The sequence below is a fragment of the Flavobacterium hungaricum genome (assembly GCF_015182285.1).
Classification (GTDB): domain Bacteria; phylum Bacteroidota; class Bacteroidia; order Flavobacteriales; family Flavobacteriaceae; genus Flavobacterium; species Flavobacterium hungaricum.
Window position 1 is genome coordinate 202,128 of sequence record NZ_PRDM01000001.1, and the last position, 16,265, is coordinate 218,392.

Annotated in this window: 19 protein-coding genes and 1 tRNA gene; 18 read left to right on the plus strand and 2 right to left on the minus strand. The window is 37.9% G+C overall.

Annotated features, from left to right (window positions below; translation table 11 throughout):
- The first annotated feature begins 192 nt into the window (after positions 1 to 192).
- The 18 genes from C4F50_RS25830 (at position 193) to C4F50_RS00810 (ending at position 14,505) form a co-directional block, all read left to right on the plus strand.
- Positions 193 to 966, plus strand: a complete 774-nt coding sequence (locus C4F50_RS25830) for a helix-turn-helix domain-containing protein (RefSeq protein ID WP_193844524.1) — start codon at positions 193 to 195, stop codon at positions 964 to 966.
- A gap of 53 nt (positions 967 to 1,019) precedes the next feature.
- Positions 1,020 to 2,216, plus strand: coding sequence for a hypothetical protein (locus C4F50_RS00730; RefSeq protein WP_193844525.1), 1,197 nt, complete (start codon positions 1,020 to 1,022; stop codon positions 2,214 to 2,216).
- A 193-nt stretch (positions 2,217 to 2,409) separates the two neighbouring features.
- Positions 2,410 to 2,871, plus strand: coding sequence for a hypothetical protein (locus tag C4F50_RS00735; protein WP_193844526.1), 462 nt, complete (start codon positions 2,410 to 2,412; stop codon positions 2,869 to 2,871).
- Positions 2,872 to 2,999: 128 nt separating this feature from the next.
- Positions 3,000 to 3,335 carry a DUF4134 domain-containing protein gene (locus C4F50_RS00740; protein ID WP_193844527.1) on the plus strand — a complete coding sequence of 112 codons (336 nt, stop codon included), beginning with the start codon at positions 3,000 to 3,002 and terminating at the stop codon, positions 3,333 to 3,335.
- Between the two features lie 12 nt (positions 3,336 to 3,347).
- Positions 3,348 to 3,662 carry a DUF4133 domain-containing protein gene (locus C4F50_RS00745; protein WP_193844528.1) on the plus strand — a complete coding sequence of 105 codons (315 nt, stop codon included), beginning with the start codon at positions 3,348 to 3,350 and terminating at the stop codon, positions 3,660 to 3,662.
- Positions 3,663 to 3,694: 32 nt separating this feature from the next.
- Positions 3,695 to 6,166, plus strand: a complete 2,472-nt coding sequence (locus C4F50_RS00750) for a TraG family conjugative transposon ATPase (RefSeq protein ID WP_193844529.1) — start codon at positions 3,695 to 3,697, stop codon at positions 6,164 to 6,166.
- 9 nt (positions 6,167 to 6,175) lie between these two features.
- The gene (locus C4F50_RS00755; protein ID WP_193844530.1) at positions 6,176 to 6,859 is read left to right on the plus strand and encodes a conjugal transfer protein TraI; all 684 of its coding nucleotides are present in this window, start codon (positions 6,176 to 6,178) and stop codon (positions 6,857 to 6,859) included.
- Positions 6,860 to 6,874: 15 nt separating this feature from the next.
- Positions 6,875 to 7,489: a hypothetical protein gene (locus tag C4F50_RS00760; protein ID WP_193844531.1), complete on the plus strand. Its 615-nt coding sequence runs from the start codon at positions 6,875 to 6,877 to the stop codon at positions 7,487 to 7,489.
- Between the two features lie 11 nt (positions 7,490 to 7,500).
- A complete protein-coding gene (locus tag C4F50_RS00765; protein ID WP_193844532.1) occupies positions 7,501 to 8,136 on the plus strand; it encodes a TerB family tellurite resistance protein in 636 nt (211 codons plus the stop codon).
- Positions 8,137 to 8,139: 3 nt separating this feature from the next.
- A complete protein-coding gene (gene traJ, locus C4F50_RS00770) occupies positions 8,140 to 9,351 on the plus strand; it encodes a conjugative transposon protein TraJ (RefSeq protein ID WP_193844533.1) in 1,212 nt (403 codons plus the stop codon).
- 12 nt (positions 9,352 to 9,363) lie between these two features.
- The gene (gene traK / locus C4F50_RS00775) at positions 9,364 to 9,984 is read left to right on the plus strand and encodes a conjugative transposon protein TraK (RefSeq protein WP_193844534.1); all 621 of its coding nucleotides are present in this window, start codon (positions 9,364 to 9,366) and stop codon (positions 9,982 to 9,984) included.
- Between the two features lie 6 nt (positions 9,985 to 9,990).
- Positions 9,991 to 10,242 carry a hypothetical protein gene (locus C4F50_RS00780; protein WP_193844535.1) on the plus strand — a complete coding sequence of 84 codons (252 nt, stop codon included), beginning with the start codon at positions 9,991 to 9,993 and terminating at the stop codon, positions 10,240 to 10,242.
- Positions 10,243 to 10,246: 4 nt separating this feature from the next.
- The gene (gene traM, locus C4F50_RS00785) at positions 10,247 to 11,536 is read left to right on the plus strand and encodes a conjugative transposon protein TraM (protein WP_193844536.1); all 1,290 of its coding nucleotides are present in this window, start codon (positions 10,247 to 10,249) and stop codon (positions 11,534 to 11,536) included.
- A 12-nt stretch (positions 11,537 to 11,548) separates the two neighbouring features.
- On the plus strand, positions 11,549 to 12,412 hold the full coding sequence (gene traN, locus C4F50_RS00790) for a conjugative transposon protein TraN (protein WP_193844537.1): 864 nt from the start codon (positions 11,549 to 11,551) through the stop codon (positions 12,410 to 12,412).
- Between the two features lie 15 nt (positions 12,413 to 12,427).
- Complete coding sequence (locus tag C4F50_RS00795; protein WP_193844538.1) at positions 12,428 to 13,582, plus strand: hypothetical protein; 1,155 nt, start codon at positions 12,428 to 12,430, stop codon at positions 13,580 to 13,582.
- Positions 13,583 to 13,587: 5 nt separating this feature from the next.
- A complete protein-coding gene (locus tag C4F50_RS00800) occupies positions 13,588 to 13,890 on the plus strand; it encodes a hypothetical protein (protein ID WP_193844539.1) in 303 nt (100 codons plus the stop codon).
- 35 nt (positions 13,891 to 13,925) lie between these two features.
- Positions 13,926 to 14,201, plus strand: a complete 276-nt coding sequence (locus C4F50_RS00805) for a MerR family transcriptional regulator (protein ID WP_193844540.1) — start codon at positions 13,926 to 13,928, stop codon at positions 14,199 to 14,201.
- On the plus strand, positions 14,188 to 14,505 hold the full coding sequence (locus tag C4F50_RS00810; protein ID WP_228011932.1) for a hypothetical protein: 318 nt from the start codon (positions 14,188 to 14,190) through the stop codon (positions 14,503 to 14,505). Before C4F50_RS00805 ends, C4F50_RS00810 begins: the two co-directional genes overlap by 14 nt.
- 45 nt (positions 14,506 to 14,550) lie before the next feature.
- Here the strand turns inward: C4F50_RS00810 and C4F50_RS00815 are convergent, their stop codons facing one another.
- Together C4F50_RS00815 and C4F50_RS00820 are read right to left on the minus strand one after the other, a co-directional pair.
- Complete coding sequence (locus C4F50_RS00815) at positions 14,551 to 15,864, minus strand: site-specific integrase (RefSeq protein WP_193844541.1); 1,314 nt, start codon at positions 15,862 to 15,864, stop codon at positions 14,551 to 14,553.
- 291 nt (positions 15,865 to 16,155) lie between these two features.
- Positions 16,156 to 16,240: transfer RNA gene (locus C4F50_RS00820), tRNA-Ser, on the minus strand.
- Between the last annotated feature and the right edge of the window lie 25 nt (positions 16,241 to 16,265).

The following is a 16,265-nucleotide window of genomic DNA, read 5'->3' on the forward strand; positions in this document are numbered from 1 at the left end:
CTGTTTGTCTAATTTATATTTCCAGTTTTTTATTTGGATGGAACATTTTTTTAATGATAAAATTCAAAGCTGAACCAGCTTAAAAAAAATATTATGATCCGACAACTGTTAAATACAGAGCTTAAAAGCATTGAAAATGATGGAATTCAAGTAGATCATCTCAAGTACTTCAAAATAAAAAATGAAGTAGCAGTGCCATTTATTATTTCGAATTTTTCAGTGCTTTTATTAAAAAGCGGTAAGATGACTATCGGCTTTTCGAACGACGCCATGGTTATCAGGCGTAAAGACCTAATTCTAATTCCGGTAAATTCAATCTGTACAACACTTGAAGCAACTCACAATATTCAGCTTTATCTCATAAGAACGAGTTTTGATTTTGCTTTTAATAACTGTTATGAAAAAGAACTTGCTGACGCTTTCAGTTTTTTGATGATGAAATCTGAGCATAACATTAAGCTTAAGGAACAGGATTTTAAGGTTTTATCACTAATCTATAAATTAATGCATGTTCTGCAGACCGGCAATGAAAAACCTGACATAATTAATCAGCTGCGCAGAATATGTTTTAATTTATTTATCTATGAACTTAAGATAATACACTCTAAATATGCACCGGAGATAAATCTTGATTTTTCGCGGAGAGAGATTATCGTAATCCAGTTTTTGACTGTTCTGGCAATACATTTCAAAAAACAGCATCATGTGCAGTTTTATGCAGGTGCTTTATTCGTGACTCCAGGTCATTTGAATAAAATGGTTAAGGAAATTACAGGCAGATCCGCAAAAACTTTTATAATTGAAGCCCTTATTAATATTTCGAAAACTCTTCTTGCTGATTCAAGCTATACTGTTGCTAAAATTGCTGATGAGCTTGAGTTCAGCAGTGCTGAAAACTTTGGAGTATTCTTTAAAAGGCACACAGGTCTTATGCCAACAGAATTTCGCTCAAAGAAATATAAATAACTATAAATCGCTCCTTATGCTCCCAGAGATTGTTTAATTAAAACAATAAGACGATGACTAAAATGTATCCTTTGGAATGGTTCGATTCATTAATAATTAACACATTTGAATCTCATAATACTTCTATTGATGTTATTTCAGCTTATGAAACAGAAGTTTTGCGAGAAAGAATAACATCAGAATCAAAAAAAATTAAAATTCAAATTAAGGAGTCCTTTTTTGAACTCAAAACCAAACGGCAGATCAGACTTCTTATTCGGAAATACCATTCTTCATTCATTTTTTTATTAGACAGAATAATAGAGATAAAAAAAAATGAAAAATTCAGTGCGCCGGAGTTTCTAAAGGTATTTGATTTTATTGTATCCTCTCTAGATGATCTGCTTTCATTTTTGGAAACCAGATATCCTGCCTTTATCAGTCTTGATCAAAGAGTCCCGCTCAGTTATTATGCAGTTTGGAAATCAGAGATAATAGTAGCTTTAAATAATTTCACTAAAAAAAAAGCTAAAGTTGGAGAGCACGATTTTGAAATTGAATTTGTTGTAAACCTTCTTCTTGTCCCTCTGCAGGACAGCAAGAAAATTAAATACACCTATCGGCAGATCCTTTATTACAGGGAACTGCTTATTGAACTTGAAAAGCTGAATTATTTAGTCTCGGATTCCTCATGTTTTTCAGAACTTGACCTGCTTCTTATCAGAATGAATTTTAATTCCAGAGAATATACCGAGAGACTGGTTAATAGAATAGGCAGGTATTTAGAAGGTTTAGAGAATTTATCTGAAAGACTCGAAAAGCTGCTTTACTTCTGCAAGAAACTTTCTAAAATAAACGCAGATTTAAAATTAACCTTTAATCCATCTCAACAGAATCTTATTTCATTTTTGGAATACTGGTTCTCCAGCGAAATCAGATTTGCTGAAAAAAAGGCTGCAATTCTACTGCAGGAACAGATTGATGCTTCTGTCGGGAGTGAACTTGTGGAGAAGGCAGATTCAAAACTTGAATGTATACTTTCAGGAGATCAGATTGGACTTATTTTAAGGGCTACAGATGAGGCGAGAATTATTAAGGCCAAGTCTATGAACTACATATTTAAAAGTATAGTTCCTTATCTCTCTACTCCAGTAAAGAGAAATCTTTCTTACCAGTCAGTGAGAAGCAAATCATATAATGCGGAAGATCGTGATAAGGAAATTGCGATTGAAAGTCTTGAGAAAATAATTCGTAAGATAAAAACATACTAGATTTTATTGTCTTGTGTAATCTGACAACCCTTTAAATTCGGGCATTTTGAAAGGGTACAAAAAGGGTACAGAAAAGTTGTACTTGTAGAAAATTTATTCTTATCGTTCCTTTGACCTGTAGAATAAATCACATCAAAACGGATGGTGATTTTCATAGAGGAGGATAAAATGTTGAATGATAAAATGAGAAGCTATGTTTACAAATATTTCATGGGGCAGTTATCTGACCGCGGCTGGTATTGCTATAATTTTCTGGTATCTAATAATCTTACTGAAATTTCACAGTCGTGATTTAAAAAAAATCTTATCAGGTGAAAAGAAACTGAAAATACCATTTCTAAAAAAAACTTCTAAAAATTTACAGGAAATAAAATCGATATCCGATTCATTTCCGAAATCTTTTGATACTCTTGAAGATGCGGAAAATCTATCTAAGCGTATTAAAGAGGCAGTTAAAGAAAGTGCAGAAAAGAGACTAACAAAAGAGCAGTTTCAAAACTACCTGCGAGTGCTTCTGGATGAATATCCTTATGTTAAAATTTCCTCCCTCAGAGAAAACATTAACCAACAAATGGTCTTTGAATCTCAAAAGCATCCCGATCTGCTTTTAACGCTCAGCGAAGCAGACAGTCTCTGGGAAGGACCAGTATTTTAAAAAATTCAGAGGAGGAATATTCCCCGTTCTCTCTGGTGCGGTATGGCTTTATGTGACAGGAAAAATAGAGCAGCAACGGCGGTATTCCTCTTCTTTTTATTAAAGAATAACTTTAAAAATGATTTGTGATGAAAAAATGCAGATGGAAATTAAAAAGTCTTATTAGAAGATTTAAAGCTATGGGATCCTCGCTCCTGATGATTCTGGTTAGTAATGTTATTTACAGCCAGGATGGTGTGGCGGGCATTAATGAAGCCAACCAGAAAGTGAGAAGTTACTTTGATGCCGGCACTGAGTTAATGTATGCAGTAGGAGCGATCCTCGGGCTGATAGGGGCAGTAAAAGTCTACCAGAAATGGAATGCCGGAGATCCTGATACCGGAAAAGTCGCAGCCGCCTGGTTTGGAAGCTGTGTGTTTCTAGTGGTAGTCGCCACTGTAATTAAATCCTTTTTCGGGGTTTAACCGAGAGAAAAAATGAGTAACAGTGTTTATTCTATCAATAAAGGAATCAATCAGAGTATAGAATTTAAGGGACTTAAAGCGCAGTATATCTGGTATTTGGGCGGAGGTGTGGTAGGTCTTATGATTCTGTTTGCTGCCCTGTATATAATTGGAGTTCCTTCCTTGATATGCATTGGTTTTGTTGGAACGGCGGGAGGTTTTCTTGTTTTTAAAATATACAGAATGAGTAATACCTACGGAGAATACGGCATGATGAAGGCTCTGGCTAAAAAACAGATTCCAAAGTGGATTAAAGTCTACAGCAGAGCAGTTTTTATGAAGTTATAGCTGTAGAGAGTTAATGATATAATAGAGAAAGGATGGAGAAGAGGATGGAAGAGCAGCTGCCGGTTATGGCAGTGGAGCATGATTGTATTTTATCAAAACAGGGCGATGTAACTATAGTTTTTAAGGCAGAACTGCCTGAAATTTTTACGCTGTCAGACCAGGAGTATGAAGCTTTCCACCAGTCATGGATAAAGGCGTTAAAGGTGCTGCCGAAGTTTTGTGTGTTTCATAAACAGGACTGGTTTTTAGAGAGTGCTTATAGAGCTGATTTTTTAAGTGAAGACAGCAGTTTTCTGACCAGAAGCAGCGAGCGTTTCTTTAACGAGAGACCATTTCTGGATCATTCCTGCTATATCATGCTGACCAAGAAACCGGCGGGAAGAAGAAATGCAACCTCATTGTTTTCTAATCTGCTTAGAAGTTCCATAGTACCCGAGGAAACCTTAAAACCGCAGCTTTTGCAGGATTTTGCAGATACCTGCGGCCAGTTTAAGAGAATTATGGAAGACAGCGGATTTATAAAGCTGGAGCGTCTGCAAAATGAATCGCTTAGAAGCGAGAGCAGAAGAATAGGGCTGGTGGAAAAGTATTGTTTTTTGTCAGAGCGTGAAGATTCATTCGTATTTAAGGATATAAGGTTTGATGAGGGATTAGCGGTAGGGGATAAACACTGTCAGCTCTTTACTCTTGGTGATGCAGCTGATCTGCCTGGATTATGCGGATCGAGAATCAATTTTGACCGCTATTCAACCGATAAGACCAAATTCAGTATTGGTTTTGCATCAACCCTCGGCCAGCTCTTATCCTGTAATCATATTTACAATCAGTATATCTTCATTGAGGATTCACAGAAAACCATCCAAAAGCTGGAAAGCAAGCGACTCAGACTGCAGTCACTCTCTGCCTACAGCCGGGAGAATATGATTGCCAGGGATGCGACGAATGATTTCTTGAACGAGGCAGTATCACAGCAGAGGCTTCCGGTTAAAGCCCATTTTAATGTACTGGCCTGGAGCACGGATAAGGAAGACTTGAAAGAGATTAAAAACAAAGTTTCATCAGCTCTTGCGCAGATGGATGCGGCTGCCAAGCAGGAAACTGTCGGAGCTCCTCAGATCTATTGGGCTGGAATTGCGGGAAATGCTGCGGACTTTCCCATGAATGACACCTTCGACACCTTTACTGAACAGGCGGTATGCTTTCTGAATATGGAAACGGGATATAAATCTTCGCTGAGCCCGTGCGGTATCAGGCTGGGAGACAGGCTGACAGGAAAACCAGTTCATGTTGATATCAGTGATGAGCCTGTTAAGATGGGAATCTGCACCAATCGCAATAAGTTTATATTGGGACCTTCGGGCAGCGGCAAGTCCTTTTTTACCAATCATATGGTGAGAAGCTATTACGAGCAGGGAACGCATATTGTGCTGGTGGATGTCGGGCACAGCTATAAAGGGCTCTGCGATATGGTAAACGGTTATTATTTTACTTACGATGAAAAGAATCCTATCCGTTTTAACCCATTTTATATTTCAGAAGGAGACAGTCTGGATACGGAGAAAAAAGAGAGCATTAAAACGCTTCTGCTCGCACTCTGGAAAAAAGACGACGAAACCTTTAACCGGAGCGAGTATGTAGCGCTCTCAAATGCCCTTCAGCTTTATTACGAGAAATTGGATAATAATGCAGAGATATTTCCCTGTTTCAATAGCTTCTATGATTTCCTGAAGGTGGATTTTATTTCAATTTTGGAAGGAGATAAAGTAAAGGAGAAGGACTTTGATGTGAATAATTTTCTTTATGTACTCAGGCCTTATTACAAGGGAGGCGAGTTTGATTATCTACTGAACGCGACAGAAAATCTGGACCTTCTAAAAGAAAGGTTTATTGTCTTCGAGCTTGATAATATCAAAGACCATCCGATTCTTTTTCCAGTAGTGACCATCATAATAATGGAAGTTTTTATAAACAAGATGAGAAAACTTAAGGGTATCCGAAAAATGATACTTATTGAGGAAGCATGGAAAGCCATAGCAAAAGAAGGGATGGCGGATTATATAAAATATTTATTTAAGACTGTGCGTAAATTCTTCGGGGAAGCGATAGTGGTCACGCAGGAGGTAGAGGATATTATTTCTTCGCCAGTGGTCAAGCAGGCAATTATCAACAACAGCGACTGCAAGATCCTTCTGGACCAGAGCAAATATCAGAATAAGTTTGACCAGATTCAGGAGCTGCTTGGACTTACAGACAAAGAAAAGGCACTTGTACTTTCTGTAAATAAAGCCAATGATCCAGCCAGGAAATACAAAGAAGTGTTTATCTCTCTGGGAGGGATGCTTTCAAAGGTCTATAGAACCGAAGTTTCGCTGGAGGAATACTTAGCTTATACAACAGAGGAAAGCGAGAAAGTGAAAATGAATGCCTATGCGAAGAAGTTTGGCGGGGAAATAAAGAAAGGAATAGCCGCAATGGCTCAGGATATGAGAAATGGAATTAAATGAAAAGGAATAATGAAAAAGAAATTAATAGTCTTGATGGTCTGCCTGCTGCTAGTCGGCACCTCGGCAAGACCTGCGGAAAAAGTTGCGGTATTGCCGATACTGGAAATTGTAAAAGCTGTTACGAAAAAGGTGATTAAAGCCATTGACCTGAGAATCCAGCGGCTACAGAATAAAACGATCTGGCTTCAGAATGCACAGAAGCATGTGGAAAATGTACTTTCCAAATTGAAGCTCGATGAGATCTCGGACTGGACTCAGAAACAGAAAGATCTTTACAAAGGCTACTATGAAGAACTCGCAAAAGTAAAGTCAATTATTACCTACTATCAGAGGATAAGAGAGATTACCAAAAAGCAGACACAGCTTGTTCAGGAATATGAAAGAGCTTGGAATCTTTTCAAGCAGGATACCCATTTTAAAGACAGCGAAATCCAGTATATGGAGCGCGTATATACAGGAATACTCGAGGAAAGTGTGAAGAATATCGACCAGATTTTTTTGATTCTGGATTCTTTTGCCACCCAGATGAGCGATCTCAAACGTATTGAAATCATCAACAAGGCTGCTGATCAGATTGATGGGAACTACGACGACCTTACAATGTTTAACCAGCAGAACATACTGCTGAGTCTTCAGAGGGCCAAAACAGAAGCAGATGTAAACCAAGTGAAACAATTTTACGGAATTCCATAATTCAATAAAAAAAACATGAAAAAGATAGCTGTACTACTAGTAGCGCTCTGTGTTTTTAATCAAAGTATGAGCGGGCAGGCAAAGCAGAGGAAGGAACTAATCCTTCAAATAGCGGCACTTCAGGTTTATATTGACTATGCAAAGAAAGGATATTCGGCAGTATCAAAGGGACTCAATTTTATTGGGGATGCGAGAAAAGGTGAAGTCAACCTGCATGGTGACTATTTTACTTCACTTTTAAAAATCAATCCAAAGGTTCGGAATTATTATAAAACTGTTGAGATCATTTCCATGCAGTTTAAAATAATGAAACTCTGTAGAAAGACTTTGTCAGATCTTAAAACTGTTGATTTGTTTCATGGTAATGAACTGGACTATATAGAGAGGTCTTTTGAGAAACTTCTTCAGAACTGCAGCCAGACTATTGACCAGCTGCTTGTTATTACCACCGATGCAGAACTGGAACTAAAAGATGACCAGAGGCTTGAGCGCATTGATCTTCTGCACAAAACTATGCTGGAGGATTATAATTTCTGTCTTTCTTTCAGCAGGGATGCCAGACTGCTGTCGGTTTCAAAATCTGCCGATAAAAAGGATTCTAAGAATGTTGATGAATTATATGGATTATAAATTAAGCTACTATGAAAAAGATTTTGATTTTGACAATATTGATCACTTTGTTAATGATTCCAGTTAAATCAATGGGGCAGTCAGCAGAAATTCAGCAGCTGATTTTGAATATCGAAAAGCTATCCCAGTTCAAGAAAATTCTAAGTGACATGAAAAAGGGATATGAGCTGCTTTCAGGTGGATACAAAACGGTGAAAGATATGACTGAAGGAAACTTCAGCCTGCATAAAACTTTTCTAGATGCGCTTATGCAGGTAAGTCCAGCGGTAAAGAATTACAAAAGGGTAGCAGACATAGTAGAATATCAGATTTCAATAGTCAAGGAAAGCCGCAACGGAATGAACCGATTTATAAAAAGCGGAAATTTCAGCGGACAGGAAATAAATTACTTTGAGAAAGTTTACGGAAACCTGCTTAATCAGAGCCTGCGAAATCTCGATGAACTTACGATGATCATAACAGCAGATAAGCTCAGGATGTCGGACGACGAAAGACTAAAGGCAGTTGACGATATCTATGAGCAGATGCAGGATAAACTGCTTTTTCTCAGAAACTTTAATACCACGTCGAACGTGCTGGCTCTACAGCGGGCAAGGGAGAAAAATGATGTTTACGCGTCAAGAGGATTACAGACATTTAAAGACTAAAGAATGAAGATGTTATTAAATAAAAAAGTAGTATCAGCGGTGCTTATGGTATTATTGTTTCCATTCAGGATCATGGCTCAGGGACTTGGTGATGATATGAGTAGTCTTCATGGGGTTTTAGAACAGCTTTATGATGAAATGATGCCTTTGTGTTCTAATCTTATAGCAGTAGGGCAGGGAATAGCAGGCTTTGGAACTATATGGTACATCGCCTCACGCGTATGGAGGCATATTGCAAGTGCAGAACCTATCGATTTTTATCCGCTCTTCCGTCCCTTTGTAATAGGATTCTGCATTATGATTTTTCCGTCGGTCCTAGCACTAATTAACGGAGTTATGAAACCAACTGTTACAGCTACTGCAGCTATGGTAACAGGCTCTAACAATGCAGTTGCTGTTCTGCTTAAAGAGAAAGAAAAAGCAATTAAAGAAACCGATCCATGGAAGATGTATGTCGGGACTGCAGGTACGGGTGATCGTGACAGATGGTATAAGTATACGCATGACGGTGCTGATCCATCGGATGAGAGCATGCTCGCAGGCATAGGCAATGATGTCAAATTTGCGATGGAAAAAGCTTCTTACAGTTTTCGAAATTCGGTCAAGGAATGGCTGAGCGAGGTGCTGAGGGTTTTGTTTGAAGCGGCCGCCTTATGCATTGACACCCTTCGGACATTTCAGCTGGTGGTGCTTTCCATTTTAGGGCCGCTGGTATTTGGAATAGCGGTATTTGACGGTTTCCAGCACACGCTCACTGTCTGGCTTGCCCGATATATCAATATTTACCTGTGGCTTCCCGTGGCCAATATATTCGGAAGCATAATCGGAAAGATTCAGGAACTCATGCTCAAGCTGGACCTCTCGCAGGTGCAGGCAACAGGTGACACTTTTTTCAGCAGGACCGATATGTCATATTTAATTTTCATGATAATAGGTATCATAGGATATTTTACCGTGCCTTCTGTTGCCAATTATATAGTTCATGCAGGCGGAGGAGGAGCCTTGGGTCATAAGGTGACAAGGCTGTTTGGAAATTCAGCTAGTTCTGTTGTGAGAACCTCTTCAAATGCGGTTGGAATGACTGCTGATGCGATGGGAGATGCGGATCGGAGAATGACCAGCAGCATGGCTGCGACAGCAGGAAGCAGTCCTTATTTTACTGATAAAGGAAACTATATGAATGACAGGCTTAAAGGAAATTCTAAACAGACTTAATAATAGAAGCATATGTTTACCAAAATGAAAAACATTGATACGGCATTTAGATATGTGAGAGGTTTCACGATGCTTGTAATTGCAGGCTGCATCATAATAAGCTGCTATGCTGTCTATAAAAGTTTCCAGACAGTGAGCCTTATGCAGGATAAAGTATATATTCTGGCAAACGGCAAAGCGCTGGAAGCTTACGCTTCGGAAAGAAAAGATAACATTGCTGTTGAAGCAAGGGACCATGTGAAAACCTTTCACAAGTTTTTCTTTACCCTTGATCCTGATGAAAAGGTCATTAAAACTAATATCACAAAAGCGCTATATCTGGCAGACGACAGTGCAAAACGGATTTATGATGACCTAAAGGAAAACAATTTTTATTCGGGTATTATATCAGGAAATATCAGCCAGACCATCCAGATTGACAGTGTGAGCATTGATATCCGTGAATATCCCTACCGTTTTAGATGTTATGCCAGACAGAACATTATCCGTACTACCAGTATTTTGAAAAGAAGCCTGCTTACAGAAGGTGCGCTTCGGAATGTATCAAGAAGCGATAATAATCCGCATGGTTTTCTTATCGAGCGGTTTAATACGATTGAAAACAAAGATCTTTCCGCAGAAACCAGAAAATAGAGATTTATGAAATCCTTTTTTACAAGACAGACTGAGCCTTTTGTGTATCACAAGAATTATCTGCTATTGCAGAAAAGATGGGCAGAAAAAATGAAGAGAGTCACAGATGGGCTCTCTAAAACAAAACTGATCTGGGGACTTCTGTTCTTTACGGTTTTGACATCGGGTTATTTAATTTATAACCTGTATAGGACATTTTATAAAGAAGCTGAGGTTTCAACAGCTTCAAAAATTAAGACAATCAATTTAAAAAACTAAAATTATGCAAGAGAAAACATTATCTCCAAAGGAATCTAAAAAGAGAAAGATGCTTTTAATGCTGCCTCTTATAGCATTTCCATTTCTCACATTCTTATTTTATTCATTAGGCGGCGGAAGAATGGAATCCAAGATGGCAGGGAACGACGAAAGGAAAGGATTCAATTTTCATCTGCCGCTGCCTAAATTTAAAGAAGATTCAGCACTGGATAAGATGAGCTATTACGATCAGGCAGCAGTTGATTCGATAAAACTGCGCGAGCAGATAAAAAAAGATCCTAACTATATTGATAATAAAGTCTCGGAAGATAAAGCAGATTCTTTTTCCACAAGTGATTTTGAATCCCGGATGCTTCCAAAAAACAGATCAGCTTTTAATTCTCAGTCTTTTCAGGACCGCAATGAACAGAAAGTTTATGAAAAGCTGAGGGCTCTTGAAAACATAATCAGCCAGCCTGCTGTCCCTCCTTACGGTCAGGACATGAGGGAATTTGAAAATTACGGCACTTCTCGTGGAGAATCGGAAGAGATTAAAAAACTTGAAGGGCTAATGTCGACGATGAGCACGCCCCAGGAACCTGATCCGGAACTTCAGCAATTAGGCGGCATGCTGGAAAATATTTTGGATATACAGCATCCGCAGCGCGTGCAGGAAAGGCTTAAACAAACATCTGAGAGCAAAAAAGGCAAAATATATTCAGTGCAGAAAAAAGAAGCAGAGAATAACATAAGCTCACTTCAGCGGAATGCCGATTGGCAGACCTCTTTGAAAACAAATGAATTTTATTCTCTGGACGACGCGCAGCCTGCTGAAGAAATACAAAATTCTATTGAAGCAGTTGTGCATCAGACGCAGACTATTGTCAATGGCTCGGTGGTTAAATTAAGACTCACGAATGATATTTTTCTCCAAGGAACAATGATACCCAGAAATACTTTTCTGTATGGTATGGCGTCTTTAAAAGGAGAGAGACTGGAGGTAAAAATCACAAACATCCAGTACAATAATTCGATATTTCCCGTCGAGCTGGCAGTCTATGATTTGGACGGGATTGACGGTATCTATATTCCCGGAGCGATTAACAGGGATGTGGCTAAAGCATCTGCCGATCGTTCTATCCAGACACTCGGTCTTACCGGGATTTCGGATTCTTGGGGTGTACAGGCCGCAGGTATGGGCATCGAGGCAGCCAAAAGTCTGATGAGCAAAAAGGTAAAACTCATAAAAGTGGTTGTAAAGGCAGGGTATCAGGTGCTGCTGTATGACGAAAAGCAAAAGAATTTAAAACCTTAAAAGAGAGAAAATATGAAAAGAGCGAATTATTTGTTTTTAATCAGCTTACTGCTGGTTTGTGTTTCAGTTAATCCACAGTCAAACGCAAAGGAAACTGCCTTTTACGAAGACCAGTATAAAAATCTACAAGTAGGTTTTTCTAAAACCACAAGTATTATTTTTCCCTATACAATCAAGAGCATAGATAAAGGAAGCGCAGAAGTTCTTGTCCAGAAAGCAAAGGGAGTTGAGAATATACTACTTGTAAAAGCTGCTAAACAGCATTTTATCCAGACCAATCTGACAGTTGTAACATCTGACGGGAAATTGTACGTTTTTGTACTGAATTATGACGATTCGTGCCCTGACTTAAATTTTAAGGCTGAAAATGCAGTGGCTGCAAGCAGGGACGTGCTGTTTTCTTTAGAAAACGAAAATCAGAAAAGAACGGAACAGTGTGCTTGGGCTGCGTATTCCAAAAAGAAAAAAATAAGTGGTCTAAAAAAATCAAAGTATCAGATCAGACTGGAGGTGAACGGCATTTTTATCCAGCAGAATGTTTTGTATCTGCGTGTTGTTTTTGAAAACAAATCAAAGATTAACTACGATATTGATCAGTTTCGTTTTTTTATCAGGGATAAGAGAAAATCAAAACGTACCGCGTCGCAGGAAATTGAATTGGAGCCTTTGTATGCAACTTCATCATCTCCTGTAATTCCTTATAAATCTGAAATAATAAAAGTCTATGCGCTGGAGAAATTTACTATACCTGAGAATAAGTATCTAACAATTCAGATGATTGAAAAAAACGGCGGAAGACATTTGGAAGTAGATATAAATAATAATCTGACTGACCTGGTTTTTCCGATTTCCGAATTAAGCAGTGACACTTTTTAAGCTTTAAAATAAATTATGATAATCAATTTAGCTGACACTGAAATGATGCTGTCGTTTGCTGAGGAAATGGCTTATAACGGTCATCGATTTGCCGCCTTTAATACCGATGAGGTAACTGATACCGACACAATTGAGTTTTTTAGAAACCCATTGGATGCGAAGGAGTACTGTCTGGTTATGACCAATGATGCGAATTATTTTCAGAGCCTGCCGGTTGAATCAGTTATTGATGATTTACGAGCAGTTTTAGAGAGCGGAATTAATACATCCGATAATGAAGCTTTTGAGCTTAATGGATTTGCTAAGCTATTTAGGGAGAGCAAAGAAATATTAGATAACAACTTAAATACAAATATTATGAATCAGAAAAATTTTGAATTCCTGAAAGACCAGCTGAAATACACTGGTTTTGGAGAGACGTTTGATGCTGAACTTAGAGAGAAAATGATGAAAGGTGATCAGGATTTTAAAATCATGCATACCGGCATTATGAACAATGGTGTTCCAAATAAAGATATCCTAACTGTAGATTTAAATTTCAAAAAATCTGAGCAGACAGATATGTACTTTTTTAATTCCTATCACGTCAATCTGCAGAAAGAAGAGAACAAGCCTGGTCTGGAACACACCTTTTACATCAACAAAGACAGCGCCAGTATTACAATGAAAGAGGCTTATAATTTGATGGAAGGCAGATCTGTCAATAAAGATCTTAAAAATAAAGAAGGGGAGAGCTACAATTGCTGGTTAAAAATGAACTTCAAAGAATCAGATTCTCAGGGAAATTTTAAACTCAATCAATACCATCAGAACTACGGGTATGATCTGGAAGCAAGTCTGGCAAAACATTCAATCAAGGAACTGAATACTCCGAAGTATAAAGAAGACCTTTTGAATTCGCTAAAGAAAGGAAACCTTCAGTCGGCGACTTTTGTTGTCGGCGGTACTGAAAGTAAAATGTATGTGGAGGCAAATCCCCAGTTTAAGACTGTTAATTTTTATGATGAAAATTTACAAAGAATTAATCATCGAGAGAGCAAGGAAGAAAAAAAGGCTGAATCTCAAAAAGAATCAGTATCTAAAGATCAAAAAAAAAATCTAGATTCTGATGAAGGTGATTCAGGGAGGAAAGATAATAAAGTAAAGAAAAGAAAAATTCCTTCACTTTAAAAGTTATGGAAAAATTAAAGCCTTTATCGGATTTTTTCACCGCAATAGAGAATGATTACCGGATTAGTCCGATGCATATTGCCATTTATGCAGCTCTATTACAATTTAGATCCGTTAAGGGCTTTATTAATCCAATTTTTGTATTCAGCTCGGAGATTATTGTTATTGCAAAAGTTTCTTCAGCAAATACGTATCATAAATGTGTCCAGGAACTTCATCAGTATGGATACATAAAGTATAGCCCATCTTTTAAAAAAAATCGTGGCAGTGAAGTATATTTTTTGTTTTCAGCTGATGCGGACATCTAAAGATTCTGCAATTAATAATTTTATGAAATTGTACTATGAATGAAATTGTAACCAAAGAAGATCTGAGACAGTTTGGTCTTCTTCTATTAGATAAAATACAGGCTGTATTTAAAGATAAGGATTCTGGACGGAAAGAACCTTTGGAACCAGAGTGGTTAAAAAGTAAAGCTGTCAGGAAACTGCTTGATATTTCTGCAGGTTCAGTTCAAAATCTTCGAATGACACAGAAAGTCCGTTTCAAAAAAGTGCTTGGCTCGTACTACTACAATAAAGAAGATCTGCTAAAACTTTTCAAAGATGAGTCAAATTAATAATATAAGCGAACACCAAGTAATAGATTGCTTATCTGTTTATATGGATGATCCGCAGCTCAACGTTTGGCATTTGGCTATTTTAACAGCAATTCTAACTTTGGGATATAGGCAGGGAGAAAGGCAGAGAATTAAAGTCAGCCGTCGCAAGCTCATGTTATTGTCACATATCAATACACTGCCCACTTATCATAAATATTTGAAACAACTTCAGGATTTGGGCTATATTAAGTATATGCCTTCTTATCATCCTGATTATAGAAGTGAAGTTGAATTATATCAAAAGAGGTTATCTCATAATTGAGATAACCTCTTTCTTTTTATATCAAATTATTTTAGAGATTATATTCTAAGAGGATGGTATCTTATATTTCTCTTTAATGAATTCTAATTCATTCTCCAGTCTAATCAGTGCTGTTAGATCTTCCTGTGACATTTCAGTTTTTTCAGGGTGTAGCCTTTTATTAAGCAATGTCATTTCCCGGCCTATAGTAGCCTGCTCTGTAATAGCGTAAGATTCTGTCTGTTTGACTGATGAATGTCCGAGCATTTCCTTTACTACATTAATGGGGACGTTATTGTTCAATGTTACAGTACTTCCAAATGTCCTGCGTGCCATATGCGTATTGAGCGTGAATGGAAAACCGCATAGAGATGCAATTTCTTTAAGGTATTCATTCATTTTCTGATTAGAAGAAACCGGCAGTACAGTTCCACGCTTAAGACAAAGCGGATGATCTTTGTATTTTTCTAGAATTTCGATCGCCTTTGGAAGAAGCGGGATTCTTGCCGTAGAATTTGTCTTCTGCCTCTCAGATAAAATCCACTGATTTCCGTCAACGCCATCTTTTATGTCAGCTTTCCGGAGCTGAAATGCATCAATATAAGCAAGTCCTGTGTAGCACTGGAAAACAAAAATATCACGAACGGTATTAAGCCGGTCAGTAGAAAATTGGCGTCTTTCCAGTTCAGCCAATTCTTTTGCAGATATAGGCTTCTTTACAATTTTAGTTTTCTTTCCTTTAAAATTCTTAAATGGATCTTTAATTATGATTTCTTTATCGATGGCTCGTATTACAATTTTCTTGAAATTGGAAATATATTTAAGTGTGGTATTATTTGCACATTTCCTTACGGTACGAAGATAGAATTCAAAGTCTTTTATGAATTCAAAATTTAAATCAGCAAATTCAATATCACTGTTATTGTATTTAGATTTAATAAAAGCCGTTACGTGATTTTTAGTAATATTGAATCTCTCCAGTGTGGCTTCAGTATATCCGTTGCCGATCAGGGCTTTCAATTCATCATTGTGTTTTTGAAATTCTTCAAGTACCCTTGCTCTGGGAGTTATTCTTCCCATGACATGATCCATAATCTTTTGGGAAGTTATGGGTTTTCCGGTGTACATAATTTCGGATTTGATTTCATGGATTTTCGCAGTGAGTGAATCCAGGAAAAAGTTCAGCGACTTGGCATCTTCTTTTGTGCCTGTTGCTCTTTCGGTTTTCTTGTTCCAGCGCTCAGTGTCCCACTGGCGTCTGGTGGATGCTTCTTTTGGGATTCCGTCAACGGTTATCCTGAAATAGACACTTCTAATGTTACTCTCATTGTGTCGGGGTGCTTTCAAAAAGAAAATCAACCCAAAGCTGTTCTCTAGCATAATTCAACTTATTAGATTAGTAAATGTAGAATTATAACCTCATTTAAACAAGATGTAAACGTGCTTAACCCCTTTGATATCGGGACTTAAGATGAAATTTTGTGGCGCAACTTCGAACTTTAAAAATGCGCCACGAATGCGCCACAAAGTTTTTGTTCGATTTTATAAATATTGAAAAATGGTATAAAAGAAAAAACCCTGCAAATCGTTGGATTTGCAGGGTTTACCGCTCTTTTTGGCCTTTTTTGAAAACTTTGAACATCTTGTTTTTCCTTTGTTTTCGGGCCTTCGCGGAGAAAGAGGGATTCGAACCCCCGGACCTGTTACAGTCAACAGTTTTCAAGACTGCCGCATTCGACCGCTCTGCCATTTCTCCAGTATGTCGCTCTCGTTATCTGATT

What these genes read in the sequence shown, in the direction of transcription:
- traN (WP_193844537.1), top strand. Translation starts at nt 11,549, where the DNA reads ATGAAAAGAGCGAATTATTTGTTTTTAATCAGCTTACTGCTGGTTTGT.
- C4F50_RS00760 (WP_193844531.1), top strand. Translation starts at nt 6,875, where the DNA reads ATGAAAAAGATAGCTGTACTACTAGTAGCGCTCTGTGTTTTTAATCAA.
- traK (WP_193844534.1), top strand. Translation starts at nt 9,364, where the DNA reads ATGTTTACCAAAATGAAAAACATTGATACGGCATTTAGATATGTGAGA.
- C4F50_RS00810 (WP_228011932.1), top strand. Translation starts at nt 14,188, where the DNA reads ATGAGTCAAATTAATAATATAAGCGAACACCAAGTAATAGATTGCTTA.
- traJ (WP_193844533.1), top strand. Translation starts at nt 8,140, where the DNA reads ATGAAGATGTTATTAAATAAAAAAGTAGTATCAGCGGTGCTTATGGTA.
- C4F50_RS00755 (WP_193844530.1), top strand. Translation starts at nt 6,176, where the DNA reads ATGAAAAAGAAATTAATAGTCTTGATGGTCTGCCTGCTGCTAGTCGGC.
- C4F50_RS00730 (WP_193844525.1), top strand. Translation starts at nt 1,020, where the DNA reads ATGACTAAAATGTATCCTTTGGAATGGTTCGATTCATTAATAATTAAC.
- C4F50_RS00795 (WP_193844538.1), top strand. Translation starts at nt 12,428, where the DNA reads ATGATAATCAATTTAGCTGACACTGAAATGATGCTGTCGTTTGCTGAG.
- C4F50_RS00805 (WP_193844540.1), top strand. Translation starts at nt 13,926, where the DNA reads ATGAATGAAATTGTAACCAAAGAAGATCTGAGACAGTTTGGTCTTCTT.
- C4F50_RS00745 (WP_193844528.1), top strand. Translation starts at nt 3,348, where the DNA reads ATGAGTAACAGTGTTTATTCTATCAATAAAGGAATCAATCAGAGTATA.
- C4F50_RS00800 (WP_193844539.1), top strand. Translation starts at nt 13,588, where the DNA reads ATGGAAAAATTAAAGCCTTTATCGGATTTTTTCACCGCAATAGAGAAT.
- C4F50_RS00765 (WP_193844532.1), top strand. Translation starts at nt 7,501, where the DNA reads ATGAAAAAGATTTTGATTTTGACAATATTGATCACTTTGTTAATGATT.
- C4F50_RS00740 (WP_193844527.1), top strand. Translation starts at nt 3,000, where the DNA reads ATGAAAAAATGCAGATGGAAATTAAAAAGTCTTATTAGAAGATTTAAA.
- C4F50_RS00815 (WP_193844541.1), bottom strand. Translation starts at nt 15,864, where the DNA reads ATGCTAGAGAACAGCTTTGGGTTGATTTTCTTTTTGAAAGCACCCCGA.
- C4F50_RS00780 (WP_193844535.1), top strand. Translation starts at nt 9,991, where the DNA reads ATGAAATCCTTTTTTACAAGACAGACTGAGCCTTTTGTGTATCACAAG.
- traM (WP_193844536.1), top strand. Translation starts at nt 10,247, where the DNA reads ATGCAAGAGAAAACATTATCTCCAAAGGAATCTAAAAAGAGAAAGATG.
- C4F50_RS00735 (WP_193844526.1), top strand. Translation starts at nt 2,410, where the DNA reads ATGTTTACAAATATTTCATGGGGCAGTTATCTGACCGCGGCTGGTATT.
- C4F50_RS00750 (WP_193844529.1), top strand. Translation starts at nt 3,695, where the DNA reads ATGGAGAAGAGGATGGAAGAGCAGCTGCCGGTTATGGCAGTGGAGCAT.